The 25758-nt window shown below is 44.1% G+C and carries 20 protein-coding genes; 5 read left to right on the forward strand and 15 right to left on the reverse strand.

The window, feature by feature from the left end:
- Nucleotides 1–19 precede the first annotated feature (19 nt).
- A complete protein-coding gene (locus tag DWW81_RS08335) occupies nt 20–463 on the reverse strand; it encodes a MarR family transcriptional regulator (RefSeq protein WP_117897339.1) in 444 nt (147 codons plus the stop codon).
- 214 nt (nt 464–677) lie between these two features.
- Between DWW81_RS08335 and nadA the strand changes: the two genes are divergently transcribed.
- Nucleotides 678–1601, forward strand: a complete 924-nt coding sequence (nadA, locus tag DWW81_RS08340) for a quinolinate synthase NadA (RefSeq protein ID WP_117897340.1) — start codon at nt 678–680, stop codon at nt 1599–1601.
- 4 nt (nt 1602–1605) lie between these two features.
- The gene (locus DWW81_RS08345; protein WP_117897341.1) at nt 1606–2040 is read left to right on the forward strand and encodes a GNAT family N-acetyltransferase; all 435 of its coding nucleotides are present in this window, start codon (nt 1606–1608) and stop codon (nt 2038–2040) included.
- A 309-nt stretch (nt 2041–2349) separates the two neighbouring features.
- On the opposite strand, the gene DWW81_RS08350 is transcribed toward DWW81_RS08345, so the two are convergent.
- Nucleotides 2350–3504, reverse strand: a complete 1155-nt coding sequence (locus DWW81_RS08350; protein WP_117897342.1) for a glycoside hydrolase family 5 protein — start codon at nt 3502–3504, stop codon at nt 2350–2352.
- A gap of 235 nt (nt 3505–3739) precedes the next feature.
- Here DWW81_RS08350 and DWW81_RS08355 point away from each other — a divergent pair, with 235 nt between their 5' ends.
- Nucleotides 3740–4309: a hypothetical protein gene (locus tag DWW81_RS08355; RefSeq protein WP_117897343.1), complete on the forward strand. Its 570-nt coding sequence runs from the start codon at nt 3740–3742 to the stop codon at nt 4307–4309.
- A 50-nt stretch (nt 4310–4359) separates the two neighbouring features.
- On the opposite strand, the gene DWW81_RS08360 is transcribed toward DWW81_RS08355, so the two are convergent.
- The 7 genes from DWW81_RS08360 to DWW81_RS08390 form a co-directional block, all read right to left on the reverse strand.
- Nucleotides 4360–5058, reverse strand: a complete 699-nt coding sequence (locus DWW81_RS08360; protein WP_117897344.1) for a PHP domain-containing protein — start codon at nt 5056–5058, stop codon at nt 4360–4362.
- Nucleotides 5058–6227: an AGE family epimerase/isomerase gene (locus DWW81_RS08365; protein ID WP_041337365.1), complete on the reverse strand. Its 1170-nt coding sequence runs from the start codon at nt 6225–6227 to the stop codon at nt 5058–5060. Before DWW81_RS08365 ends, DWW81_RS08360 begins: the two co-directional genes overlap by 1 nt.
- Nucleotides 6228–6291: 64 nt before the next feature.
- On the reverse strand, nt 6292–7554 hold the full coding sequence (locus DWW81_RS08370) for a DUF1015 domain-containing protein (protein WP_117897345.1): 1263 nt from the start codon (nt 7552–7554) through the stop codon (nt 6292–6294).
- 68 nt (nt 7555–7622) lie between these two features.
- On the reverse strand, nt 7623–10397 hold the full coding sequence (gene secA / locus DWW81_RS08375) for a preprotein translocase subunit SecA (protein WP_117897346.1): 2775 nt from the start codon (nt 10395–10397) through the stop codon (nt 7623–7625).
- A 186-nt stretch (nt 10398–10583) separates the two neighbouring features.
- Entirely contained in the window at nt 10584–11303 is a 720-nt protein-coding gene (locus tag DWW81_RS08380; protein ID WP_117897347.1) for an N-acetylmuramoyl-L-alanine amidase, read from the reverse strand.
- A gap of 174 nt (nt 11304–11477) precedes the next feature.
- Entirely contained in the window at nt 11478–13031 is a 1554-nt protein-coding gene (locus tag DWW81_RS08385) for an NPXTG-anchored protein (protein WP_117897348.1), read from the reverse strand.
- 170 nt (nt 13032–13201) lie between these two features.
- A complete protein-coding gene (locus DWW81_RS08390; protein WP_117897349.1) occupies nt 13202–14797 on the reverse strand; it encodes a peptide chain release factor 3 in 1596 nt (531 codons plus the stop codon).
- A gap of 465 nt (nt 14798–15262) precedes the next feature.
- Between DWW81_RS08390 and DWW81_RS08395 the strand changes: the two genes are divergently transcribed.
- Nucleotides 15263–15790, forward strand: a complete 528-nt coding sequence (locus tag DWW81_RS08395; protein WP_117863428.1) for a nitroreductase — start codon at nt 15263–15265, stop codon at nt 15788–15790.
- 62 nt (nt 15791–15852) lie between these two features.
- Here the strand turns inward: DWW81_RS08395 and DWW81_RS08400 are convergent, their stop codons facing one another.
- The 3 genes from DWW81_RS08400 to DWW81_RS08410 all read right to left on the reverse strand — a co-directional run bounded on the left by DWW81_RS08400 (nt 15853) and on the right by DWW81_RS08410 (nt 21853).
- A complete protein-coding gene (locus DWW81_RS08400; protein WP_117897350.1) occupies nt 15853–18195 on the reverse strand; it encodes a vWA domain-containing protein in 2343 nt (780 codons plus the stop codon).
- A gap of 252 nt (nt 18196–18447) precedes the next feature.
- Nucleotides 18448–21069, reverse strand: a complete 2622-nt coding sequence (clpB, locus tag DWW81_RS08405; RefSeq protein WP_041337359.1) for an ATP-dependent chaperone ClpB — start codon at nt 21067–21069, stop codon at nt 18448–18450.
- Nucleotides 21070–21136: 67 nt separating this feature from the next.
- The gene (locus tag DWW81_RS08410) at nt 21137–21853 is read right to left on the reverse strand and encodes a hypothetical protein (RefSeq protein WP_147339774.1); all 717 of its coding nucleotides are present in this window, start codon (nt 21851–21853) and stop codon (nt 21137–21139) included.
- A gap of 131 nt (nt 21854–21984) precedes the next feature.
- On the opposite strand from DWW81_RS08410, the gene DWW81_RS08415 reads away from it, so the two are divergent.
- On the forward strand, nt 21985–22668 hold the full coding sequence (locus DWW81_RS08415; protein WP_242989588.1) for an HAD family phosphatase: 684 nt from the start codon (nt 21985–21987) through the stop codon (nt 22666–22668).
- 243 nt (nt 22669–22911) lie between these two features.
- Here the strand turns inward: DWW81_RS08415 and DWW81_RS08420 are convergent, their stop codons facing one another.
- The 3 genes from DWW81_RS08420 to DWW81_RS08430 form a co-directional block, all read right to left on the reverse strand.
- Nucleotides 22912–24045 carry a serine hydrolase gene (locus DWW81_RS08420; RefSeq protein WP_117897352.1) on the reverse strand — a complete coding sequence of 378 codons (1134 nt, stop codon included), beginning with the start codon at nt 24043–24045 and terminating at the stop codon, nt 22912–22914.
- Between the two features lie 26 nt (nt 24046–24071).
- A complete protein-coding gene (locus tag DWW81_RS08425) occupies nt 24072–24527 on the reverse strand; it encodes a CBS domain-containing protein (RefSeq protein ID WP_117863422.1) in 456 nt (151 codons plus the stop codon).
- A 151-nt stretch (nt 24528–24678) separates the two neighbouring features.
- Complete coding sequence (locus tag DWW81_RS08430; protein ID WP_117897353.1) at nt 24679–25587, reverse strand: hypothetical protein; 909 nt, start codon at nt 25585–25587, stop codon at nt 24679–24681.
- Nucleotides 25588–25758: the final 171 nt, after the last annotated feature.

Below are 25758 nucleotides of genomic sequence, written 5' to 3' on the forward strand. Positions count from 1 at the left end.
GCAGTTTCCTTTCCGCACCTCAGACTTTCTGAGAGCTGCCTTTCATTGTATGTTCAAGTGCCGCAACAGCTTTTTCTGAGCTGTCAAGGAGCATATGAAGATTTTCTTCTCCCAAAGCGTCAACAAACACGGTGAAATATTTTTCAAGACGCTGCCGCTTTTCTTCAATGGATTTTTCACCTTTTGGGAGCAGTTTCACCTGCACACGGCGTTTATCCTCAGGGTCACGCACAAGGCTGACAAAGCCTTTTTTCTCCATTGTGCTGAGAACAGAGGTCACACGCTGACGTGATATCATAAGGTCACGGCTTATATCTGAGGGGTAGACTATGCCCTCGGCTGTGCTGAGATAGACTATCACTTTGCTTTCGCCCTGAAAAAGCTCTGCAAGGTCGTCCATATATCCTGTTTCAAAAAATCGTCTGAAAACTTCTCCAAAACGCTGGGCTGTTTTATCGTTCATTGTTATTCCTCCAAATGTCAAGGCGGTTGATTGTCAACACTGTTGATTATACACCCTGTTGATGAATTTGTCAAGTGCATGGCTTGTTCTGGTACAAATGCCCTTGACAAAATGCCTATATCATACTATAATAATATGGTATAAATCTTTCGGCAAATGCCGAAACACCGAAAGGAGGATATGCTTTTCAAAGGTCGAAAGGCATGATCTGGATATGATTAAGGATGTACAGGAAAAAATTCTTCAGTTAAAGAAAGAAAACGATATTTGTATACTTGCGCACAGCTATCAGGCTAAGGAGATAGTGGAGGTAGCAGATATTACGGGTGATTCATACAAGCTAAGCGTTGAGGCGCAGAAGGTCTCAAACAAAAACATACTTATGTGCGGAGTGCATTTTATGGCTGAGGCGGCAAAAATGCTCAACCCTGACAAGAACGTATATCTTGCAAATCCATCGGCAGGCTGTCCAATGGCAGAGCAAATGGAACCTGAGATGATAGAAATGATAAAGGCGCAGGAGCCTGACAGAAAGGTAGTATGCTACATAAACACCACAGCCGCACTCAAGAGGGTTTGCGACGTTTGCGTTACTTCCTCGTCTGCGGTGAAGATAGTAAAGAACATGGACGCTGACAAGATACTGTTCATTCCTGACTGCAATCTTGGTGCATTCGTAAAAAAAGCCTGTCCTGAAAAGGATATAAAGCTTTTGCAGGGCGGATGTCCTGTTCATGCGTCGGTAACAAAGGCTGACATGATAGCGGCTAAGACGGCTCACCCTGATGCACTGGTGCTTTGTCACCCTGAGTGTATCCCTGCTGTAAGCGAAATGGCTGATTATGTTGGTTCGACTTCTGGCATAATGAATTTTGCGGCTGAGTCTGACGCAAAGGAGTTCATCATAGGCACTGAGATATCTATTGCTGAGCATTTGCAGTACAGATTCCCTGAGAAGGAGTTTTACATACTCTCAAAGAAGATACTTTGTCCTAACATGAAGCTCACGACCCTTATGGACGTTTACAAGACTTGCGAGGGCATTGGCAACGGCGGCGGTTTTGAGATAAAGATGACAGACGAGGAGATAACCTCTGCAAGAAGATGTATCGACGAAATGATACGTCTTGGGGGCTGATATAATGGATAATTACACCATAAAGATCGCAAAAGGGCTTGCAAACAACGCAGACGCCATACTCATACGACAGCAGGTATTCGTTGAGGAGCAGGGCTTTGTGAACGAATTTGACGATATCGACACTGAGGCTTATCATGCTGTTATCTACACAGGAGGATATCCCATTGCAACAGGCAGGCTGTTTGACGAAAATGGCGAAGCGCACATTGGACGTATCTGCGTGAGAAAGGCATATCGTGGCAGAGACCTTGGCAGAATGGTAGTGGAAGCCCTTGAAAAGCAGGCTGAAAAAGTGGGCTACAAGGAAGTCGGCTTATCGGCTCAAACGAGAGTACAGCAATTTTACGAGAAACTTGGCTACAGGGCATATGGTGATGTTTACAAGGACGAATATTGTCCGCATATTGCAATGAAAAAGATTCTTTCAGGGGAATAGATATGAAAAAGGACGACTTGGGGTCGTCCTTTTTTTGTGGCGTTTAATGAACAAAACAGTTTGTGATTGAAACGAACGAGAGTGGCGGGACGTCGAGGGCGCCGTCCCCTACACAAAAAAATTGCGCCGCGCCCCTACATAAATTTATTGATAAAAAACGATAATAATATAAATTTTTGTAGGGGCGAACAGCGTTCGCCCGTTTACCGCAAGATTGCCCACCGCTCGCAAGATATCAATTCGCCCCACAAAAATTGCACATAATTTGCGCACAAAAAAAGGACGGAATCGCTTCCGTCCTTGATTTTTTTAGCTATTTACTGTTCCCATGATAGCGTCAATTATTTCAGGGAAATACCAGCCGCCTTCGGATCTGTTGAGAAGTCCGAAGTTCTCGCCGTTTCCTATTCTTGTTCCGTTATCCCACCAACAGCATGGTACGCCATACTGCTTTGCAGTGCTGAGATAATCCTTTACGCACTGAACTCTTGCTTCTGTATTATCCTTGTTTACAGAGCCGAACTCACCGATTATTACAGGTATTCCCTTGCTGAGGAACACTTCATTGATATCAGTAAAGAGTGTTGTGATAGAAGAGTCGATACTTGTATACTGGTCTGTGCCTGCGGTATCGAGAGCGAATGAATATGGAAGATAAGCGTGGATAGAAACTATTATCTTATCGTCGCCCTGCGGAACTTCCAAAGCTTCCATGTTCTGTTTTGATGATGAAGCAGCATATGGTGTTACCATTATACATCTGTTAGGGTTGTTTCCACCGGAAGCACGGACAGTTTCAACGAATGCCTTTGCGTACTGATTTACGACCTCTCTTGACTCAGCGTCGCCTATCCACTCGTTGCCCTCGCCTCTAAGTCTAGGCTCGTTCACGCCCTCGAAGATCAGGTGCTCGTCATAACCCTGAAATCTGTCGCATATCTGTTTCCAAAGGGCTTTGAGCTGCTCTATATCCTTATCGGCACGGTCTTTCTTAGGCATATACCACTCTTCGTGGTGGGTGTTGAGGATAACGAACATTCCGTTGTCGATACCGTAATCAACTATTTCCTGAACTCTGTTCATCCATGCTTCGTCAACTGTATAGTTCTCGTCCATGTGAGTACCCCATGAAACAGGAAGTCTGAACACGTTGAAGCCTGCGTCCTTGACCTGGTCTATCATCAATTTTGTGGTTTCCACATTTCCCCAGGAGGTTTCAGCGTCAAGACCTGAGCCGCCTGTGGCGTCCATGGTATTGCCAAGATTCCAGCCCACTTTCATCTGAGCCACAAGGTCTTTTGCAGTGGTCACTGTCATAGGGTCATTGGTATGCTTCTGAGTATTTTCTGTAGCTGAGGAATCGTTCTCAGCCTTTGAGGAGCTGTCCGAACTGCCGCAGGCCGTCATCATTGATACGCCCATTGCAAGGGAAAGCACTGCCGCAAGTAGTCTTTTGATTTTCATATTTTGGTTTTCCTTTCTCACCATATAAAATAATAACATTTATATTTTAGCTCATTAATGTGGATTTGTCAATAGGAATGATAAAATTAGATAAACGCACAAAGTTCTGTTGAAATGTGACTATATATACAAAATTTGTTTTTTGTTATTCATATTGCACATTGACATTCATGATTACAAAATGTATAATTTAAACATAGGGTATTTAATTTGAAAATTATATGGGGGTACAACTATGAAAGCTAAACACGTTGGTATAATAATATGGGTAATTGTTGCCGTTGCATTTATATTTTGTTTTTGGTATTTTGGCATAAAGAACATAGTTTCTTCTGATGAACCTGAAGATGATGAAAGCGGGATAAATACCTTTAACTACAGCTGTCCCCATGACGATACCTATCAGGAACCAACGCTGAATATGGGAAAATATTATCCAAACGGAGATACAAGCAAAGATTATTTTATAATAGGAGAAAACAACACTCTGAAATACAGCGGAGATTCGGAATATCTTTGCAATAAGCTGTTTACGTTTTATGACGAGACCGCAAAGCAGGATACGATAAAAATGTGGTCTGAAACCAGAACATATACTATTAAAACCTATCACGAAGCAAGAGATCAGATACTAATTGAATTTGACTATGGAAAACATGAAAATGCTTTCGCTTTAGCATTTAATTATGTTGATGAAAACACATTTGTCGCCGATGAAACTTACATTCGTGTTCCCGACGATTCTGCCGCTGAATCGGAATCTTATTCCGACGATGTTTCGGTAAATGAAAGCAAAATTTCATAGTAAAAAAACTTCAATGGCGAAAAAACGTCATTGAAGTTTTTATTTATGTTTTATGTTTCAGCCGGCTTTTCCGGAATTATCGGGGTAAGCTTTCCGTCACGGAGAAATTCTATATAATCTTCTATGGAATTGATAGGCTCGTCAGTTGCAACACCGCTGATACGGCTGTCCTCCACCCACAGGTGGTGATTATCCGTACCGCCTGTTTGCTTAAAGCCGAACTGTTCGGCATACCATTTTGCACGCTGATTATAGACCTCTTTGCCATTGCCACTGTTATAGACCTCAACGCCGTCTATCCATTTCGGCAGGAGCTTTATTTCATGGATATACCAATCTGCCTCACGAAAAGGGTGGGCATGGACTAACACGCCCCCTGCTTTATGCACTCTGTCAGCAAACTGATAGAAGCTTATGTCGCTAAGGTTATCGTTAGCAAGGAGGAAGTCCTTGTCGATACCATAGGTCAAAAGGTCTGCACCGAAGTAGGAATACTCCAGTCCGAAAAACACTTTCAGACCTATCTTGTCACCCACTTCTTTGGCATTCTCATAGCCCTTGCAGAACCTGTTCACTCTGTCCTCCCAACTGTCAAAGTTGGTGACAGCACAGTTGCCGTTGAAAAAGTGGTCGGTGACGATGATCCCGTCATAGCCTAGGGCTTTATAACGCCTTGCCTGCTCTGCTCCGCTTGCAGAGGCACAGGCGCTTCCCTCGGCGGTATGCAGGTGTGTTTCATACTTGAACATCAAAAGTCCACGCCTCTATTGATGACCTCCATGCACATTCTGCCGTTATGATATGGGCATTTCCATGGACCTACTATCTCTTTCCAATCGTGGGGTTTATGGTCATAGGAAACCTCGGCATACCACTCTGAGCCTTCTCTCTTGTCGATTATCTCAGCCTTGATATACTCCCACACACTTCTTGCACTTTCAAGGAACTTCTTTTCTCCGCTGTGCTGATAAGCGTTGATGAAGCCAACAACAGACTCTGCCTCTACCCACCATACACGCTTCTTGTCTATCTTATCGTTCTCACGCTCGTTGTTCAGTGCGCCGTTATCAAGGGCGATATTCTGAATGTTATGAGAGATCTTAAGATCCATTTCAGCAAACTGCTTTTTAAGCTCCTCGTCCCCCAAAGTATCGCAGGCAAGATCCATGAGCCATGTTGCTTCGATATCGTGACCAAATGAATGGATATCTCCCACAAGGTCGAACTTTGTGTCAAAGAAAACTTTCAGTGCGTTTGTTTCAGGAGTATAAACAATATCTCTCATCTGACCAAGCTGAAATTTAAGCCTTTTAGCAACTTCCTCGTTGTGGTCTGCCTTATAAAGCTCGGTATAAGCTTCGATAAGGTGGAGGATAGCGTTCATTGTCTTATCAGCATGCAAGCCATTCTCAGAAAGAGCGTCATTTGATACCAAGTTCCACTGTCTGTCGAAAGCTTCTCTGTAGCCGTACTCATCGAGAGTGTTGTTCTCGATGTCGTGGAAAAGCTTATATGCAAGCTCAAGAGCTTCTTTATCTCCGCTTGCGTTATAGTAGCATGACAGTGCATAGATAGCAAATGCGATGTTGTATGTATGCTTCATAGTGTCGGCAGGCTCGCCCTTATAGTTCATCATCCAATAAACTCCGCCGTACTCATAGTCGATACAGTGGTTTTTGATAAACTCGTAAGCGTGGCGTGCGTTGTCAAGAAGTGTCTTATCGCCCAGAGTGATATACGCTTTTGAATAGAACCAAAGTATTCTTGCGTGGAGGATAACGCCCTTATCAGCCTGCTTATCCAGCTTGAGGTCATAGCTCATAAAGCCGTAAAATCCACCGTTCTCATCATCTCTCAGCTTATTCCAGAAGGGAATGATATGTCCTGTAAGTTCCTTTTTGACTTCTTCAATTATCATCGTAAAAACTCCTTTTAAAATATATTGTCTACGATTTTTCTATTTCAACATTTCTTTAATTTTTCTATTTCAATATTTTCCTTGCCTCAACATAAAATCTCTTATCCTCGGCATGACCCATGGAGAACGTTTTTCTTGGCAGTGCGCCGTCAACGATAACTGTAGGGAAAAGCTCTTCCTTGCCCATGTCAGGGAGCATAAAGCCTATGGAATTTTCCTTTGCGGAAAGTTCTCTTATGACCTCTGCACCGTGGATATAGTCCACCTTGCCGCCTTTTTCCTTGATATAGCTGTCAAGGAAATTCTGCAATGAGCCAACAGTGAGCTTTGAAGTCGGCTTATGTATATAGAGAGTCTTTTCCTCGCCGTTGTCGCAGACAACTATTGCCTGCTCTGCCTTTTCCTCAGAAAGCTCAAGAGCCGCTGTCATTTCGCTCATAAGAGCCTTTGTATCAACGTCTGTAACTATTCTATGGATAGCTTCAAATTCAAGTGCAGGCGAATGAAGGTTCACTATCTCCACAAGGGCATATCTGCAAAGAGCATCGCTCATGTCCTTATGAGGGTTCTCTCTCTTCTGTTCCTCATAAAATTCCTTTGCAGTAGCAAGAGAATGGTTGCCGTCACCCATAGCGTAAACGAGCGGTGAAGTTTCCTTAAGACCATACTTTGTATTGAAAGCGTCGATATCACCAAGCTTTTCAAGTGCGGCTATTATCTTTTCCTGCATAGGCTTGTCAATAAGATAGCCTGCGATATGACCACCCTTTTTCATAAGGTCAAAGTCATAGAGTTTTTTCATTTCTCCCTTGTGAGCTTCAAGCGGCTCAACAACGCTTTTTTCTGTATCGTCAACGAGTATCATGATATGCGGCAGCTCAACAGGTGCGCCACGTCTTACCTTTATTCTAGGCGGTATTCTCTCCACAACTGTGGCTTCTGTTGCTCTTACGGCAGACTTCGAGCCTTTGCGGTAGTCATACTCTTCAAGGTCGATAGCGCCAACAATGCCCGCTCTGACCTTTCCGTCAGACTGTGTTCTTTCAACGTATATCATAGCGTCCTTATACTCTTCAAAAACGCCCTCGCTGATATAGCTGTCCATATTCTTATGTATGTCGACTATTCTTTCATCAACGTTATCGTCCTCCAGATAGACCTCAGGCAGGATAAGGTTAAGTGCGCTTTTTGCACCCTCTGTTATCTTTTCCACGTCAGCCCAATACTCAGGCTCAGAGGTATACTGGTCGCAGGCAACTACTGCCCATTTTGACATATCGGCGTTCTTAGGCAGAAGTATATCTGCGCTTTTAAATGCTGTTGACATTTCACTACACTCCTATTATTCTTATATCCAAAACAGGACGGCTGTTTTCACCGTCCTGCATATTGTTTTTATTTTTCAGAACTGTCAGAGCTATTCTCTGCCTGCTCGGCTTCGTCAGCCTGTACACCGTTTCCGGCACCGCAGCAGTTCTTATACTTCTTGCCGCTTCCGCATGGGCAAAGATCGTTCCTGCCCGGCTTCTTAGCCTTTCTTACGGTCATGTTATGATGCTCGCCCGGCTTGAGAACGTCCTCTCTCTTTGGAGCGGCGCTGTTCTTCCTTACCTGAATGGTGAACAACATTCTTACAGTATCCTCACGGATAGAAGCTACCATATCGTCGAACATATCCATACCTTCCATACGATACTCGACTACTGGGTTTTTCTGACCGTATGAACGCAGACCGATACCCTTTTTCAGCTCGTCCATATCGTCGATATGAGCCATCCACTTTGTATCCACAACTTTAAGCAAAACGACTCTCTCTATCTCATGGAGAAGTTCCTGACCCAAGTCTTCCTCACGCTTTGCGTATATCTTCAAAGCTCTGTCTTCAAGAAGGTCAACGATATCCTTCTTTGTTATCTCGTCAAGCTCCTGTGGGGTATAGTTGAAGTCGTCCTCAACTGTGATTATGCCCATAAGTCTGTCCTTAAGACCCTGCAGGTTCCAGTTATCCTGAACGTCCTCGTCAGTGATATACATATTTACGGAATCCTCAACAAACTCCTTTATCATGCCGAGAATGTTGTCATGGAGATCTTCTCCGTCAAGCACCTGCTGTCTTTGCTTATAGATTATCTCACGCTGTGTGTTCATAACGTCGTCGTAGTTAAGGACGTTCTTTCTGATGTTGAAGTTTCTGCCCTCTATCTTCTTCTGTGAGGACTCGATAACACCTGTGAGCATTTTTGACTGGATAGGAGTATTCTCGTCAACTTTAAGAGTGTCCATCATGGCTGTTATTCTCTCGCCGCCGAAAATTCTCATAAGGTCGTCTTCAAGGGAAAGGAAGAATGTGCTTTCGCCAGGATCGCCCTGACGGCCTGAACGTCCTCTCAGCTGATTGTCGATACGTCTTGACTCGTGTCTTTCTGTACCGATGATATAAAGTCCGCCTGCTTCTCTAACCTTTTCTGCAAGCTCCTTTACCTCGTCAGAATACTTTGCATAGAGCTTCTTATACTCTGCTCTCGCAGCCAGAACTTCTTCGTCCTGAGTGTTTGAGAAGCCTGCTGCCTCGACAGCCACTTCCTCAGAATAGCCCATTTTCTGGAGGTCTGCAAGGGACTTATACTCAGCATTACCGCCAAGCATGATATCAGTACCACGTCCTGCCATGTTGGTAGCGATAGTAACTGCACCGTATTTACCTGCCTGTGCAACTATCATAGCCTCACGGTCATGGTGCTTGGCATTAAGCACTTCATGCTTGATGCCCTTATTTTTCAGCAGTCTTGAAAGATACTCTGACTTCTCAACGGAAACAGTACCAACAAGAACAGGCTGTCCCTTTTTATGGCACTCTATCACCTGCTCGATAACAGCGTTGAACTTGCCCTTTTCTGTTTTGAAAACAACGTCCGGGTGGTCAATTCTGATAACAGGCTTGTTTGTCGGTATCTCGATAACGTCGAGCTTATAGATCTCTCTGAACTCGTCCTCCTCAGTAAGAGCAGTACCTGTCATACCTGACAGCTTGCCATACAGACGGAAGTAGTTCTGATATGTGATAGTAGCGATAGTCTTTGACTCTCTTGCTATCTCAACGCCCTCTTTTGCTTCGATAGCCTGATGCAGACCGTCATTGAAACGTCTGCCCTGCATGATACGGCCTGTGAACTCGTCTACGATAAGAACTTCTCCGTCCTTAACAACGTAGTCGATATCCTTTTTCATAACGCCGTTTGCCTTGATAGCCTGATTGATGTGGTGGGCAAGGGTCATATTGTCAGCGTCCATAAGGTTTATAACGTTGAACGCCTTTTCCGCTTTCTTAACACCGCTCTTTGTAAGAGTTGCGGTCTTAGCCTTTTCGTCGATGATATAGTCGCCGTCCAGAAGGTCGTTATCTGCCTTATCGTCCATTTCAACAACTGTAACAGGCTTCAGGGTCTTTGCAAATCTGTCGGCAAGTGAATAAAGCTTTGTTGACTTGTCGCCCTGACCTGAAATGATAAGCGGAGTTCTTGCTTCGTCTATGAGGATAGAGTCCACCTCGTCCACGATAGCGAAAGCGTGCTCTCTCTGAACCTTATCTTTCTTATAGATAACCATGTTGTCACGGAGATAATCAAATCCGAACTCGTTATTTGTACCATATGTAATATCAGCGTTATAAGCTTCCCTCTTCTGCTCCTTGTTCATGCCCGTAAGCACAACACCGATAGAAGTGTTCAGGAAGTGGAACACCTTGCCCATTTCCTCAGACTGGAACTTAGCAAGATAGTCATTTACTGTTACAACGTGAACGCCCTTTCCTGTAAGGGAGTTAGCATAAGCCGCCAGACAGGCAACGAGAGTTTTACCTTCACCTGTTTTCATTTCGGCGATACGTCCCTGATGAAGAACGATAGCACCGATTATCTGAACAGGGTAAGGCTTTTTGCCAAGCACTCTGAACGCAGCTTCACGGCAAACCGCAAGAGCGTCAGGAAGAACGTCATCAAGAGTTGAAAGCTCGTCCAGCCTGCCTCTCAGAATGGCAGTCTGTCCGCCCAGCTCCTCGTCAGACATATCGGCATACTTACTTTCAAGCTCGAGTACCTTATTCTTTATAGGCTCGATCTTGGCAAGCTCTTTTTTAGAATAGTTGCCGAATATTTTATCAAATAATCCCATGTTTCAATCCACCTTTATTTATTCTCCTGCCAGAATTTATGACAGGAAAAAGTTAAAAAATATACTATGCTATAAATACACTATTATATTATACAATATCCCCTTTTAAAAGTCAAGCAATTTATGTGACGTTTTACAAACAAAAAACGACGGACAGTGTTTTCTCACCGCCGCCGTACCAATGGACTATTTCTGCATTAGCCTGTATTCGCTGATACCTGTCAGCACTGTAAACGCCACCTGACGCTGATAGTCCTCATTCTCCAATTTCTGAGCCTCCTCAGGGTTTGAAAGAAAACCGCACTCTATCATAACCGCAGGATTTTTGGTATTATTAAGCAGATAAAGCTCGTCGCCTACCGGCTTAGTTTCTCTGGTATTGTCAGGCTGTAAAAGGGAAACGAACTGCTTTTGCATCACTTCCGCAAGCTTTTCACCCTCGGCATTGTCTTTAGAATAGAACATCTGCGCACCGCTGTAGCGGCTGTCGGTAAACTGATTTTGGTGTATGGAAACTGATATGCCCTCGGAATATTTCGAGAATATGGCAAGGCGGTTTTTCATATCGGACTTTTTCTGCTCCCCAAGCCCCTCTGTGCCTTTGTCATAGATAGAGATATCGCTTTCACGGGTGCAAACAACATCATAGCCGAGAAGCTTCAGACCGTCACGGAGACTTTCCGCCACCGCAAGGTTTATCCCCTTTTCAGGCGTGCCGTCAACGGATACACAGCCTCCGTCCACACCACCGTGACCTGGGTCGATGACCACCACAGGCTTATCCATGGTCGTTTTCACCGCCCCACCTGTCATGACGGCTTCGCCGTTGTTTTTGCCATACCAGCACACTGCCGCAAAGCCTGCTATCACCACACAGCACAAAATATTCTGCAATCTTCTGAACATATATCCGCCCTCCTAGTTTTTGTCCTTTGTACAAGTTATGCGGACAAAGGACGGCTTATGCCAAAAAAATCACCGCACCACGAGAGGGTACGGTGATAAAATATTCAGCACGCAGATAATATGCCAATATACGGGTGAACGCTGTTCACCTCTGCATATATTAGGCTGAAAAGACTATTTCTTTTTACGCTTTGCACATATCGCCAAACCTGCTCCAGCGGCTATTATTGCGGCTGTAACGCCTGCCGCCGCACCTGTTGACGGATTTGTTGACGAATCGGTATTATAATTCTTTGAAGCCTGAGAGCCTGCTGTTTTGTCAGGGATAGAGATATCATTTGAAGTGTTCTTCTTTTCTACATATGTAAAGCTTGCTCCGCCCACAACGTCCCCAAGCTTATAATCGTCATATGACTCTGCAAGGGTGCCTTCATTATTAGGGACTTTGTTTTCGCCCATGGTGCTTATTGTTACAGAAAGCTCATCATAGTCGCTGTTAAGCTTTGCAAGATACGCCTGAAACTCCTCTGATGTGGCTTCCTTTCCCTCGATGGTGTATGAAGTCACGCCTTTTTTGCTGTCATATTCTGCGGTGCAGATATCAGCGGTGAGACATTCACCAAGACAGCTAAAAAGCTTTCTCACTGCGTAATGCTCCTTGCCGTCCTCTGCATATCTATCCTCTGAGAGATATGTTTTTTCGCCAGTCTGCTTGTTTACATAAGGCTTGAATCCGAAGCCGTTCTCACCGTCGCCATGGTCGTTCGACACATTGGTATCCGCCAAAAAGCCTGCATTGCCCATACCGATAACGTCATAAAGCCTTAAAGCAGTACCTTCATCTAAGAGGTCTGCAATACCGCCGATAACAAAGTCAGGAACGCCGTCAAAGTTTAAATCCTCAAACCAACTGTTATAGCTCCAATCAACATCACTAGCAATTTCATAAGGAGCGTCAGCCATTATCTCTTTAAGAAGATCGAACACCTCGACTATTACGCTTATCATATCGTCCTTTGTGTTCTCCGCCGTCATGACAACGCAGTTATACTCGTTATACATTTCCAGAAGCTTATCAGCGTCAGCCTGTGCAGTTTCATCTGATGTCAGCTCTGTATTTTCCACTTCAAGAGGGATAAATCTGCTGAGGGTGGATTTATAGTTATAATACTCGCTCTCGCTGACCTCTTTGCCGTCTGTTTTGTAAACAGTGCTGTCAGTTTCCAAATCGTATTCTTCCGAGCAAAGCTCCTTTTCAGTAACGCCTTTTTCAGGGTCAAAGGTCATAGTTTTTATCTTATCGTTACTTGAAAAATATGATACCTCCCCTGTATAAAGATCTCTGTAAGGCATATAATCAAAGCCCATAAATCCCGGAAAATACTGTCCGTTTGCAACAGTGTCATCTATCTTTATCTCCTTGCCGTCCTTGGTAAGAATAGAATAATGTCTGTCGCCGTCAGCCATTTCGCCGCCTATTATAAACTCAGGCACACCGTCAAAATCCAGATCCATGAACCATGAGCCATAGTCGAAGTAGATCTTATCGCCGTCTGCAACACTGTCCATACTCTTTAAAATATCAGGCAGCTTGCCGTCTATGAAATTGACGAAGTCTTCTCCTGCGTCCTTATCAAGAACATAGGAAGCGTCTGCCGAAGCTGTAGTGAACATCATGCTCGCTGACATAATGACCGCAATTGCCGCCGCACTTATCTTTTTTATCATACATATCACCCCACAAAATAGTTTTCATACATATATCTACTTAATATTTCATACATATATCTACTTAATATATAACATATATCAAATAAAAAGTCAAGAAAAAAACTGACCAAAGCACACACTTTAGTCAGTTTATCACTTTTTAGGAAAGGGTATTTAGCAATGTTGTATTATTGCAGGTCGCCTCTGTTAAATTCTGAAAGCTCAAGACCATCGTTTCTTTCAAGAGCCCAGCGGATATTCCACTCGCTTGTGAAAAGAAGCAGATAGTTGTCACGGAAGTCCTTGACAAGCTTTGTGTCACTTGAAAGCTTCAATGTCTTAGGGTCGATATCCTTGTTATCTATCCAGCGGATATAAGAATAAGGCAGACCCTCTTTGAAGAGGTCAACGTTGTACTCATTTTTCATTCTGTATTCAAAAACTTCAAGCTGAAGAACGCCCACAACGCCCACGATAACTTCTTCCATACCGCTGTCAGGCTCATGGAAGATCTGGATAGCACCCTCTTGTGCGATCTGTGTTGTACCCTTTACGAACTGCTTTCTCTTGAGGGTATCCTTCTGACGGACTCTCATAAAATGCTCAGGTGCAAAGGTCGGGATAGACTCGAACTCGAACTTTTTCTTTGGCGAGCAGATCGTATCACCGATAGCGAAGATACCTGGGTCAAACACACCGATTATATCTCCTGCATAGGCTTCGTCGATTATCTCTCTTTCCTGAGCCATTATCTGCTGAGGCTGAGAAAGTCTGAGTTTTTTATTGCCCTGAACGTGGAGAACTTCCATATCCTTATCGAACTTGCCTGAGCAGATACGCAGGAATGTGATACGATCACGGTGAGCCTTGTTCATATTCGCCTGAATTTTGAACACGAAAGCCGAGAACTCAGGGTCGAACGGATCTATGATACCGGCAGAAGAATTTCTCGGAGTAGGAGAAGTTGTCATTTCGAGGAAGTTTTCCAAAAACGGCTCAACGCCGAAGTTTGTAAGAGCAGAGCCAAAGAACACAGGCGAAAGCTCACCCTTTCTCACCTTTTCAATATCGAACTCATAGCTTGCGCCATCGAGAAGCTCGATATCATCGCAGAGAGTTGAGTGGAGATCCTCGCCGATAAGGCTGTCAAGTGACGGGTCGGAGAGGTCGACTTCTGTAGCTGCCACCTGATGCTGTCCACCGCTTGCCTCAAAAGAGATTATATGCTTTTTATCTCTGTCATAAACGCCCTTAAACTCTTTGCCCGAGCCGATAGGCCAGTTCACAGGATAGGTCTGGATACCAAGCTCAGACTCTATCTGCTCCATAAGATCGAAAGGATTTCTCGACTCACGATCCATTTTATTTACGAAAGTAAATATAGGGATATGGCGCATAACGCAGACCTTGAAAAGCTTTCTGGTCTGATTTTCCACACCCTTTGAAGCGTCTATTACCATTACGGCTGAGTCTGCAGCCATAAGAGTACGGTAGGTATCCTCAGAGAAGTCCTGATGTCCGGGAGTATCCAGGATATTTATACAATAATTTTTATACTGAAACTGCATAACAGAAGAAGTAACAGAGATACCTCTTTGTTTTTCTATTTCCATCCAGTCTGAAACAGCATGGCGGGAGTTCTTTTTACCTTTTACAGCACCTGCCTGAGCTATCGCACCACCATAGAGCAGAAATTTTTCCGTAAGAGTTGTTTTACCTGCGTCAGGGTGGGAAATTATCGCAAAAGTACGGCGGCGTTTGATCTCATCTTCAAGCTTACCCAAAATTATTCCTCCATATTTCATTGCATTTTTAAACATACCTTGTTAGTATAGCACAGTATCGCTTAAATTGCAAGAGATTTTTTATGAAGAAAGCGGCGTTTGTAGAATGAGGAGTGAGGAATGAGGAATTATGGTATCGCCTGTCGGCGATAAATTTTTTGTAGAGGCGACCGCTGGTCGACTGTTTCTTGTTTGCAAAACTTGCGTTATCCCCCATATTTGGCTTCAAGTTCTACTGCCGCAAAATCGCTTCGCTCGGTGTTGGCTACCCCACTCTGTTCGGCGCTGTCATTCCTCATTCCTCATTTCTCATTCAGCCCCACTCGGTGCGGCTATGTCATTCCTCACTCCTCACTCCTCACTTAACTTCGTTCCTCACTTAAACAGCCGTTGACATTCTCCACAAACTATGCTAAAATCAAATTATAAGCAAACAACTGTCAAACCTACAAAGGAGGCTGTTTTATGAAAGATCTGCTCGAACTTATGAAAACCAGAAGAAGTGTACGAAAATACAAGCCTGACATGATACCTCAGGACGTTCTCGACCGCATCATAATAGCAGGAACTTATTCCGCCACAGGAAGAAACTTGCAGTCGCCTATTATCATTGCTGTCACCAACAAGGAAATGCGTGACAAAATTTCTGAGATGAACAGAAAGATAGGCGGCTGGGCTGAGGGCTTCGACCCGTTCTATGGTGCGCCTGTTATTCTTATTGTACTAGCTGACAAATCCTGCCCGACTTACATTTATGACGGAAGTCTTGTTATGGGCAATCTTATGCTTGCCGCTCACAACGAGGGCGTTGGAAGCTGCTGGATACATCGTGCAAAGGAAGAATTTGAGTCTGAAGAAGGCAAGGAAATCCTCCGCAGCCTTGGCATCGAGGGCGAATACGAGGGCATCGGTCACTGCGCACTCGGCTACACTGAGGGTGAATATCCCGAGGGTCACGAGAGAAAAGACAATTGGGTATACTATATCAAATAATCCTGACAAACTATCTTAACAAAAAACGGAGCGGTCAAAGCCGTTCCGTTTTTTTGTTCTTATTAATGAGCTGTCACGTCAGAAAATTCTATGCCGACCTGCTTGCCCTCATATGTTGCGGAATACTCGAACGTTGTGCCAACAACTGTCGCCTTGCCATTGCTGTCTATCTTGAGCTTGCACTTCGGAAGCTTCTGGATATAAAGCTGTTTTGTTTCCCCAGGATAGTTGTTGTCATATATCTGAAGGATATATTTTCTGTGGCAATCAGAATCCTGAATAAGTCCGATAGCGTTCACTGTATGAGTATCGTCTATAGTTGTAACAACTGGTATGCCAAGGCTGAGCTGGTCTTCAAGCTTTTCAAAGCCCTTGCTGTCGTTGTTAAGGTTATACTCTGACGAAGAATCGTCCCACTGGAGGGCGTTAAGTCTGTAGAGTGCCTTTGCGAACTCTGCGTCATTTGAGGAATAGCCACCCTTTATTTTGTCAATGCCGTTTGCTATATCCATATCAAGCAGTTCGACCTTTTTCCAGCGGAGATTGCCGCCTGATATTTTCGTAACGTCCTTTACCCAGCCCTTGTTCTTGCTGTCATACTTATAGTCATCATTAAGGGTGAGAATATCCCCTGTGCATGAATAATCGAGATACTTTGTAACGTCTGAATATGTGCCTGCGAAAAGGTCTGAGGTTATCTTGCTAAGCGGCACTCTTTCGTCATACTGTTTACCGAAGTCTGTTCCGCTTATGTCATAGCCTGCGGCATTCACCTTTATGTCGCTCTTATCTGACGGAGCGATATCCCCAAGAGAAGTCTTTACGTTTCCGAGATACCAATCTCTTGCCATAACAGCCATGCCGAAGTCAACGCTTGCGGTAGTTGTTGTTCTGAAATTCTTGAATGAGAAGCCGTTCACCTTTGGGTCAAAGCCTGTGTTGTAGAGCGAATAACCTCTTACATTATCGTCAGCGTTTGTGTATGTAACAATATCATAGTTCAGTGTAGTAACTATCTGCTTGTAAACGTCATTGAGGGCGTTTGCGTCGGAAGCCGAGTAATATTTTCCACCTGTGGAATAAGCAAGCTTCTGAAGCCAATCTCTGTCAACATCTCTGCCAAGACCAACTGTAAGAACGATTATGTCCTTATCCTTTGCGGTATTTGCAAGGCTTGAAACGCTTGCAGGATTTGGCTCGTCAGACTCGCCGTCGGTGAGCATTACAATGATATTCCTGTATTTTCCACCGGAAGTTGTCTTGAACTCGTCCATGCACTTTTTAAGAGCCGTCTGGCTGTGAGTGCCGTTAAATATCTCTTTCTCAGACTTTATCTTATCGAGAGCTTCCGTAAGCTTCGTCTTATCATCAGTGAAGTCTACCATCTTTTTGTAGCTTCCTGTGAACTTGCAAATGCCGACCTGATAGTGGCTCTCAAACTTGTCGATAAGATTCTTTGCAAAGTCAAGACGCTTGAAGTCAACATCATTCTCAGAAGAAGTTACACACTGCTCCTTTGGATACATAGAGCCGGAGTTATCAACGAGAAAGCAGATCCTTGTTGTGGCTTCGTCGTTTACAGTTTTCTCAACGCCTACCACATAAGTGCCAAGCTCTGTAAGAGAAGCAGAAACTGTCTTTTTGCTCTTGTCTGCCTTTGAATCCACCTTTGTGTAAAGGGTCGAACGTGAATCAAATCTCAGCACTGTAAGATCATCAAATGAATATCCCATTTTACTCAGCTTTGCAGTGTCGATATCGAAAGTTATCTTTGCCGAGTTGAACTTATAGTCAGAGTAAGCGTCATAAGCCTTTGTGACGATACTTGCATTTGAAGAGATACCAAAGAGGTCAAGCTCAACGAGGGTCGCACTGGCAGCGTTTGCGTCGCCCTTTATTTCAAGGCGGCAGTCTCCTGCATTTTTTTCCACTGTAAGCTCTCTTTCAGCGTCATTGGTCTTTCCGTCAGACTTTGACTCTCTCGGATTTGTGCCTGCCATAAGCTCATAGCCGTCAAGAAGACCGTCGCCGTCAGTATCGGCTTCAATAGGGTTCGTACCTAGCTTTGTCTCATCGCCGTCGCTTATTCCGTCATTGTCAGTATCCTCGCTTTGAAGGTTAGTGCCATGACGTACCTCATCGACATTCTTTATGCCGTCACCGTCCCAGTCCTGATCGTCAGAAAACTCCGACTCCTTGAAGGTAGTGCTTATATCAAGCTTTGTTATGACCGATTTCGCCATGGCGATACGGTTATTTTCCCTTATTTTCAGACCCACGACAACGCAGGCAGCCACAAGGAACGCAAGCACTATACACAGCACCAGCAATGCTATCTTCTTTTTGCGCTTTCCTCTGTTCATGCTCTGAACAAAATCATTCGTATCAGAAAAATTTGCTTTCATAAATATTAATTCCCCTTATCAGATCACATATTTCACGATATTAATATTCTAGCATATATGTACCTCATTTGCAAGCAAAATAGTCTAGAATAATTCACAAAATAAACTGTTCTTTTTTGTTTACAAACAGTATATCTTACCAAAACATTAACAAGATAATTCTTTTATTATTAACCTAAAATAAATTAAAACCTTCTTTTTCCACAAAAAAAGGGGCAGCCCCTCTCGGAACTGCCCTTTGGCATAATACTATCACTCTTCTGTAACAGTATTATAGATAACGTTCACAACGAAGTCCTTGTCATAATCTACCTGCAAGATAGAATCAGGCTCAAGCTCGTCCGCAATGATCTTCTTTGCAATAAGAGTTTCGATACGTCTTTGGATAAACCTCTTGAGAGGTCTTGCACCGAAGTTCTGATCGTAGCCCTGATTTACGATAGCTTCCTTAGCGGCGTCTGTTACCTCTATGCTTAGCCTCTTGTCTTCAAGACGCTTGCCAAGCTCTGCAAGCATAAGGTCAACGATCTTGTATATCTCTGTCTTCATAAGAGGCTTGTAGTAGATTATATCGTCAAGTCTGTTAAGAAACTCAGGTCTGAACTGCTGTTTCAGCAGAGCGTCCACCTTGTCCCTTGCCTCCTGAGATATCTCGCCCTCAGGTGTGATGCCCTCAAGGATATAAGGAGAACCAAGGTTTGAAGTGAGGATTATGATAGTGTTCTTGAAGTCAACCGTTCTGCCCTGTGAGTCTGTGATACGTCCGTCGTCAAGCACCTGCAAAAGGATATTGAAAACGTCAGGGTGAGCCTTTTCGATCTCGTCAAGGAGAACTACTGAATAAGGCTTTCTTCTTACAGCCTCGGTGAGCTGACCGCCCTCCTCATAGCCTACATATCCCGGAGGCGCTCCGATAAGACGGCTTACGCTGAATTTCTCCATGTACTCCGACATATCTATACGAACGATATTGTTCTCGTCGTCAAACAATGCCTGCGCAAGAGTTTTTGCAAGCTCTGTTTTACCAACGCCAGTAGGGCCAAGGAACAGGAACGAACCTATCGGCTGATTTGGATTTGCAATACCGGCACGAGATCTCATGATAGCCTCAGACACACGCTCAACGGCTTCGTCCTGACCGATAACTCTCTCGTGGAGGATATCAGGCAGGTGGAGAAGCTTCTCACGCTCGCCCTCCATAAGCTTTGCAACAGGGATACCTGTCCAGCGGCAGATTATCCTTGCGATCTCTTCCTCTGTTACCTTATCTCTTAGCAGAGTGTTCTTTGTCTTTGACTTCTCTGCCTTTTCTTCTTCCTCGGCAAGCTGCTTCTGCAAGTCAGCCATTCTGCCGTATTTCAGCTCTGCAAGCTTGTTAAGGTCATATTCACGCTCTGCTCTCTCGATATCCTTTGAGCACTGCTCGATATCCTCACGGAGCTTCTGCACCTTAGAGATAGCAGACTTCTCATTCTCCCACTTAGCTTTCATCTCATTGAACTGCTCACGCATTTCTGAAAGCTCTTTCTGCACCTCATGGAGATGTTCAACTGCAAGCTTATCAGTTTCCTTTTTAAGGACAGTTTCCTCTATCTCGTGCTGGAGTATCTTACGTCTTATCTCATCAAGCTCTGTAGGCATTGAGTCCATTTCCGTTCTGATGAGTGCGCAGGCTTCGTCCACAAGGTCGATAGCCTTATCAGGGAGAAATCTGTCTGTGATATATCTGTTTGAAAGAACAGCCGCCGCAATAAGCGCCTGATCCTGAATTTTTACGCCATGGAACACTTCGTATCTCTCTTTAAGTCCACGAAGTATAGAGATAGTGTCCTCAACGGTTGGCTCGTCTACCATAACAGGCTGGAAACGTCTTTCAAGAGCGGCGTCCTTTTCGATATACTGACGGTACTCGTTAAGAGTCGTTGCACCGATACAGTGCAGTTCGCCCCTTGCAAGCATAGGTTTCAGCAGGTTGCCTGCGTCCATTGCACCGTCTGACTTGCCTGCGCCAACGATATTGTGAAGCTCATCTATAAAGAGGATTATCCTGCCCTCAGACTTCTTTATCTCCTCAACGACAGCCTTAAATCTCTCCTCAAACTCGCCTCTGTATTTTGCGCCTGCGATAAGCGCACCCATATCAAGTGAGAAAACCTGTCTGTCTTTCAGGCTGTCAGGAACATCTCCGCTGACGATACGCTGAGCAAGACCCTCTGCAATGGCGGTCTTACCAACGCCAGGCTCACCAATAAGGCAAGGGTTGTTCTTTGTTTTTCTTGAAAGTATCCTTATAACGTTTCTTATCTCGCTGTCCCTGCCGATAACAGGGTCAAGCTTGTTCTGTCTTGCAAGCTCCACAAGATCCTGACCGTACTTTTTCAGCACGTCATAGGTTTCCTCAGGGTTCTGGCTCGTTACCTGAGCGTTTCCTCTTACAGCTTGAAGAACTTTCAGAAACTTTGTTTTTGTTACCCCAAAGGTCTTGAATATTTCCTTCAAAGCGCTGTTTGGGCTGTCCATTATGCCCATAACAAGATGTTCAACTGAAACGTATTCGTCCTTCATTCTTGAAGCTTCCGACTCGGCTTCCGCAAAAGCCTTGTCAAGGTCGCTTGAAATGTATACAGAGTCCTGCGCACGTCCGCCTACCTGTACCTTAGGTATATCATCAACTGCTCTTGTAAGAGCCGCCTCTATATTTTCAGGGGCGATATCCATTTTTACAAAAAGCTGCGGCACAAGACCGTTTTCCTGTGAAAGCAAAGCCAGCATAAGGTGCTGCTGGTCAACAGCCTGATTTGAGTTTCTTGAGGCAATGCTCTGCGCTTCCTGCAAAGCTTCCAATGATTTCTGTGTCAATTTCTGAGCGTTCATAAAATTACCTCCCTTATCATCTTAAAAAGATATATGCTCACAGCAGGCGGAATGCTCCGCCCACCGTTTAAAGAACGACAACGCCTTTTTTCAGATATCTTTCATACATTTCAGATACCTTTCTTGCCGCCGTTTCAGGTTCTGCAGCGTTGTCAAAGTAAAGCTGAATACAGCTGTCCATACAGCTTATATAATCACCGATAGCGTTCGCTATATCCTCGTCGGTCAGCTCCGACTGAGGCGGTGCGTAAAAATCTCTTGTAAATCTGCCCTCGGCTGTTTCATAAGGCACGCCAGTAGTGAAAAGATACGAAAGATATTTTTCCTCGAGCCTTGCCCACAGCTTAAAGAAGCTGTCAAGCATTGAAATGAGCTGTGTGCTCTGAGTTCTGAAAGATACTTTCAGCCTGCCCACCTTTCCGTGAAAATCTCGGCTCAGCTCTATGCTGTATCGTATGGTCGGCTTATATTTATATCTCAGTGGACTTTTTATAGACATCATAGCGTCAGAGGGCTGATTAAGGGTCTGAAACCTGCTGTCCATAAGCTGTTCTATTTTAGAGAATATCTCACGCATTCTTTTTTCAGGGGTGAGAAGCTGAACACGCTCTGCCAAAATCTGATTTATCAGATTTGAACGGCTGGTATTCATGGAATATGCCAGTCTGTCGATAGCCTCCACCACATCGTCTGCAAGCACCAGACTATACACGCTCTTGTTCACTTTGCTCTCATTCCTTTCTTTAAGGCGTCGCCTTTTATCACTGTACTTATTATACCACATTCTAATAATTTGTCAATGGGATTATATAATTTCAATTACAATTTATATAGATATACAACAAAATGTATGTTCTGCACCTCTAATTTGTGCAGTTTTATTGAAAACTTGTCAAAAGTGTGATATAATAACAGATGCCAAGTTGGAAAGGCGTGATAAAAATGCTCAAAGGCGTTATATTTGATATGGACGGACTAATGATAGATACGGAAAAGCTGCTCACAAGGTTTTGGTGTGAGGCGGCGAATCATTACGGCTATCCAATGACAAAGGAACACGTTCTGGGCATACGCTCTCTTGCGGCGAAGTATGCTATCCCACATCTGAAAGGCATTTTCGGAGAAGATTTTGATTACTACAAAGTTCGCGCAAAGCGTATCGAGCTTATGAACGAATTTATCAGGCAAAACGGCATAGAAAAGAAAAAAGGGCTTGATGAGCTTCTTGACTATCTTGACAGCACAGGGCTGAAAAAAGCCGTTGCCACTGCCACCGACTTACAGCGCACCACGCTGTATCTCAGCTCTATAAATATCATTGACAGATTTGACAAGCTTATCTGTGGAAACATGATAGAAAACGGCAAGCCTGCCCCTGATATTTATCTCACCGCCGCAAAGGAGCTGGGGCTTGACCCTGGCGAGTGCATTGCCCTCGAGGACTCACCAAACGGCATACGCTCCGCCCACGCCGCAGGCTGCAAGCCTGTTATGGTACCAGACCTTTCACAGCCTGACGAGGAAACAAAAAAGCTTCTGTATGCCTGCTGTGATGACCTTTCCAAGGTAATAGGTGTGATACAAAAGCTTTTAAGATGAATATTCTGCCAATTCATGTAGGGGCGAACATTGTTCGCCCGCTTTTTGTAAAAACCCTATAAAAATTGATACAATGTTACACGAATTGACACAAACGCTACATAGGGATAGTAAAACCGATAGCTTTATCACTTCGACGGGCGAACGCTGTTCGCCCCTACACTGACTACACTGATTTGCAAAATAAAATACAAAAATGCGGATACCTCCACGATATCCGCATTTATTTTTTATCCTGTCTAATTAATCCTCGACCTCAGAAACAGAAGACGTGTCAGTGTCCGTCTTGCTGTCCTTGTCTTTATTATCAGAAGCCTTGCCGCCCAGATACTTTTCATAAATAGCTATCTGATCCTCAACAGCCTTCAGCTCGTCCTTAGACTTTGTTGTAACACAAATATATTTGTGTCCGTTATCATCAAGTATAGTTGAAAGGGTGTACTTTGCTTCGTCGGTGAAGCCTGTCTTTCCGCCCTCGATGCTTATGCCGTCGTCAGCCTCGCCGTCACCGTCACAATCCACATAGTAGCCCTCAATTCTCTGTGCAACAATGCTTGTAAGCTCGATACCGTCCTTGTGCTGTTTTGTCTTTGAAGTTGTGTACTTTGTTGCTGTAAGCACTTCACGGCAAGTTTCGTTATCCATAGCCGCCTTTGTGATAACTGCAATATCCTGCGCTGTGGAATAATGATTCTTGTTGTGCAGACCGCTTGCATTCACAAACTTCGTGCCGGTAAGACCAAGCTCCTGGATCTTAGCGTTCATAAGCTCAACGAACTTCTCCTCTGAGCCTGCAACTGCGTTTGCGAGACCTGTTGTGCCGTCAGCACCGCTCACAAGGATAGCTGAATAAAGCAGGTCTTTCATTGTAACAGTTTCTCCGGCTTCAAAGCCTGCTCTTGATGCGTTGTCCTCGATAAGAGGGTCGATATCATCGCTTGTGAACTTATATGTAGCGTCCATATCCTGAATATTCTCTGCGGCTACAAGAAGCGTAAGCATCTTTGTAAGAGAAGCAGGATATACCTTTTTCTCGTAATTATAACCTGCAACTATCTCGTTTGTGTCAGCGTCAACAAGTATAGCTGAGTTTGCTGTCATACCCTTTATATTTATATCCTGATAATTTGCAGACTTCACAGGATAATTGCTCACAGGCTCTTCCACAACTGATGAAAGGTCGTCAACCTCTGAAACCTCCTCAGAAGAGCTTTCCTCAAGTTTGCTGTTCACCTTAACAACTGCGTCTGCCACCTTGCTTGCCTGAATGGTATATCTTCCTGTCACCACCAGTGCCGCCGAGCCAACAGCCACAAGCATTATAACTATAAGCACAGCAACTATAGCTGCGCCACCCTTTTTGTTTGTCCTCTTCATTTTTACAACAATTCCTTTCCTGGTGCTTATACTGCACCTATCTCCTCTTTTTCTTCCTTATGACCATATTTCGCTTCATACTCGTTAAGAGTATCGTGACAATATTTAAGTATATCTCTTCTCGTCACAATACCTATAAAAACTTCCCTGTCATCAATAACAGGCACAAAGTTCTGATCCATTGAAAGAAGTATCAGATCCTCGATAGTAGAATAAACATAGACGGGTTTCATTCTGACACGTCTTGTTATCTCGCTTATCTTATATTTTTCCAGCTCACGCATATCCTGAATGCCATTATTGAGCATGAACCACAGAAAGTCGCCCTCTGCAAGGGTCTTTACATATCTGCCCTCACGGTCGATAACAGGCACAGCGGTAAAGCCGTGATTTTTCATTTTCTCAAGAGCCTGCCTTGCTGTGTTGTCATCATAGACAAAATCCACGCAAGCCTTCGGCTTCAAAAACTTTAGTATATTCATTTATATATATCCTCTTGTAAGCATACGTTTTTATGCGGTAAAGACCACACTTATAATTATACCAAAAAAACGCATACAAGTAAAGCATAGAGAGGGCATTTTCCGCCCTGCGTTTTCAACAAATCTCCACGCTGAAATTGTGCATTTTGACTTACTGCTGTGCAGGCTTGTAGCCGTATGTGTAAACAAGGCTCACAAAGCTGTCATAGGATATGGTCTTAAGATCGTCCGTCTGATATCCCCCTGCACTGAGATCGTCTGTTGTAACGCCTGCTTTGTTGAAGATACCCTGACAATAGCCAAGCCTCTGATCCTCTGACATACTGTCAAAGTCCACAAGACTTGTCGCCTGAGATACGTCAAACAGGCTGTCGTCAGCGTCCCCCGAAAGCTCGTCAACAGTGTATTCTGAAACTGTATCATCTGAGCCTTCAATGGTAAAGGTCTGCGTGTATTTTTTTAAGCTTCCGTCAGATTTATCAAAATACAGGTCGATAGCAGTAATGTATGTGTCGCCCGTATAAGTGTACTCCTCGATATCGAAATCATCAGCCTCATCACTGTTTATATGACCATAGGTTCTCGGCAGGTTTTGCTTGACTATGCTTTCAAGAACGCCGTCAAGCTCCTTCACGTCTGACTTGTGATAAACACCGGTCACGTTATCGTAATCATATCCTGCTCCGTCAACATAGATAAATCCGCTGGTGCCTATATCCGATGTGACTTTCAGATAGATGTTTCCGCCCTTTTTGGCTCTTACTACCTCCTGCTTTGAGCCGTCGGCCTCTGTGCAGGTCGTTTTCAGAGTGTAGTCACCGTCAAAGATCGCAGCAGTTTTTTTAATAAGCTCACCCTGCTCGTTCAATACCTTACTATCCGCATCACTCTCGTCACCCTTGCTGTCCTCAGACTTTTCGCCGTCTGCATTGTCGGCTGTTGAAACGTTCGCCTTGCTCTCTGTGACAGAAGAGCTGTCCTTACTATCCTTTGAACAGCCCGCTGCACACAAGCATACCACGCAAGCACAGAGAGCCGCACATATTCTCTTTATAACCATATGTAAATATCCTTTCAGACCATGTACTATATTTCTTTTCCAAGGCAATATTGCCCTTAACATTATACACCTCTCAAACTTTTATGTCAAGAGATAAGGCAGAGTGTAAAGATCGGTGCGTGTAGTGCTACAATAGATATTGGACAAAATTAAGAAAAAAGAAAAGAGAGA

The organism is Ruminococcus sp. AF17-1AC, from assembly GCF_003461385.1.
Lineage (GTDB): Bacteria > Bacillota > Clostridia > Oscillospirales > Ruminococcaceae > Hominimerdicola > Hominimerdicola aceti.

What these genes read in the sequence shown, in the direction of transcription:
- nadA (WP_117897340.1), top strand. Translation starts at nt 678, where the DNA reads ATGATTAAGGATGTACAGGAAAAAATTCTTCAGTTAAAGAAAGAAAAC.
- DWW81_RS08395 (WP_117863428.1), top strand. Translation starts at nt 15,263, where the DNA reads ATGAAAGATCTGCTCGAACTTATGAAAACCAGAAGAAGTGTACGAAAA.
- DWW81_RS08425 (WP_117863422.1), bottom strand. Translation starts at nt 24,527, where the DNA reads ATGAATATACTAAAGTTTTTGAAGCCGAAGGCTTGCGTGGATTTTGTC.
- DWW81_RS08335 (WP_117897339.1), bottom strand. Translation starts at nt 463, where the DNA reads ATGAACGATAAAACAGCCCAGCGTTTTGGAGAAGTTTTCAGACGATTT.
- DWW81_RS08420 (WP_117897352.1), bottom strand. Translation starts at nt 24,045, where the DNA reads ATGAAGAGGACAAACAAAAAGGGTGGCGCAGCTATAGTTGCTGTGCTT.
- DWW81_RS08385 (WP_117897348.1), bottom strand. Translation starts at nt 13,031, where the DNA reads ATGATAAAAAAGATAAGTGCGGCGGCAATTGCGGTCATTATGTCAGCG.
- DWW81_RS08365 (WP_041337365.1), bottom strand. Translation starts at nt 6,227, where the DNA reads ATGATAATTGAAGAAGTCAAAAAGGAACTTACAGGACATATCATTCCC.
- DWW81_RS08370 (WP_117897345.1), bottom strand. Translation starts at nt 7,554, where the DNA reads ATGTCAACAGCATTTAAAAGCGCAGATATACTTCTGCCTAAGAACGCC.
- DWW81_RS08380 (WP_117897347.1), bottom strand. Translation starts at nt 11,303, where the DNA reads ATGTTCAGAAGATTGCAGAATATTTTGTGCTGTGTGGTGATAGCAGGC.
- DWW81_RS08345 (WP_117897341.1), top strand. Translation starts at nt 1,606, where the DNA reads ATGGATAATTACACCATAAAGATCGCAAAAGGGCTTGCAAACAACGCA.
- DWW81_RS08410 (WP_147339774.1), bottom strand. Translation starts at nt 21,853, where the DNA reads ATGTGGTATAATAAGTACAGTGATAAAAGGCGACGCCTTAAAGAAAGG.
- DWW81_RS08415 (WP_242989588.1), top strand. Translation starts at nt 21,985, where the DNA reads ATGCCAAGTTGGAAAGGCGTGATAAAAATGCTCAAAGGCGTTATATTT.
- DWW81_RS08350 (WP_117897342.1), bottom strand. Translation starts at nt 3,504, where the DNA reads ATGAAAATCAAAAGACTACTTGCGGCAGTGCTTTCCCTTGCAATGGGC.
- DWW81_RS08400 (WP_117897350.1), bottom strand. Translation starts at nt 18,195, where the DNA reads ATGAAAGCAAATTTTTCTGATACGAATGATTTTGTTCAGAGCATGAAC.
- secA (WP_117897346.1), bottom strand. Translation starts at nt 10,397, where the DNA reads ATGGGATTATTTGATAAAATATTCGGCAACTATTCTAAAAAAGAGCTT.
- DWW81_RS08360 (WP_117897344.1), bottom strand. Translation starts at nt 5,058, where the DNA reads ATGTTCAAGTATGAAACACACCTGCATACCGCCGAGGGAAGCGCCTGT.
- DWW81_RS08430 (WP_117897353.1), bottom strand. Translation starts at nt 25,587, where the DNA reads ATGGTTATAAAGAGAATATGTGCGGCTCTCTGTGCTTGCGTGGTATGC.
- clpB (WP_041337359.1), bottom strand. Translation starts at nt 21,069, where the DNA reads ATGAACGCTCAGAAATTGACACAGAAATCATTGGAAGCTTTGCAGGAA.
- DWW81_RS08355 (WP_117897343.1), top strand. Translation starts at nt 3,740, where the DNA reads ATGAAAGCTAAACACGTTGGTATAATAATATGGGTAATTGTTGCCGTT.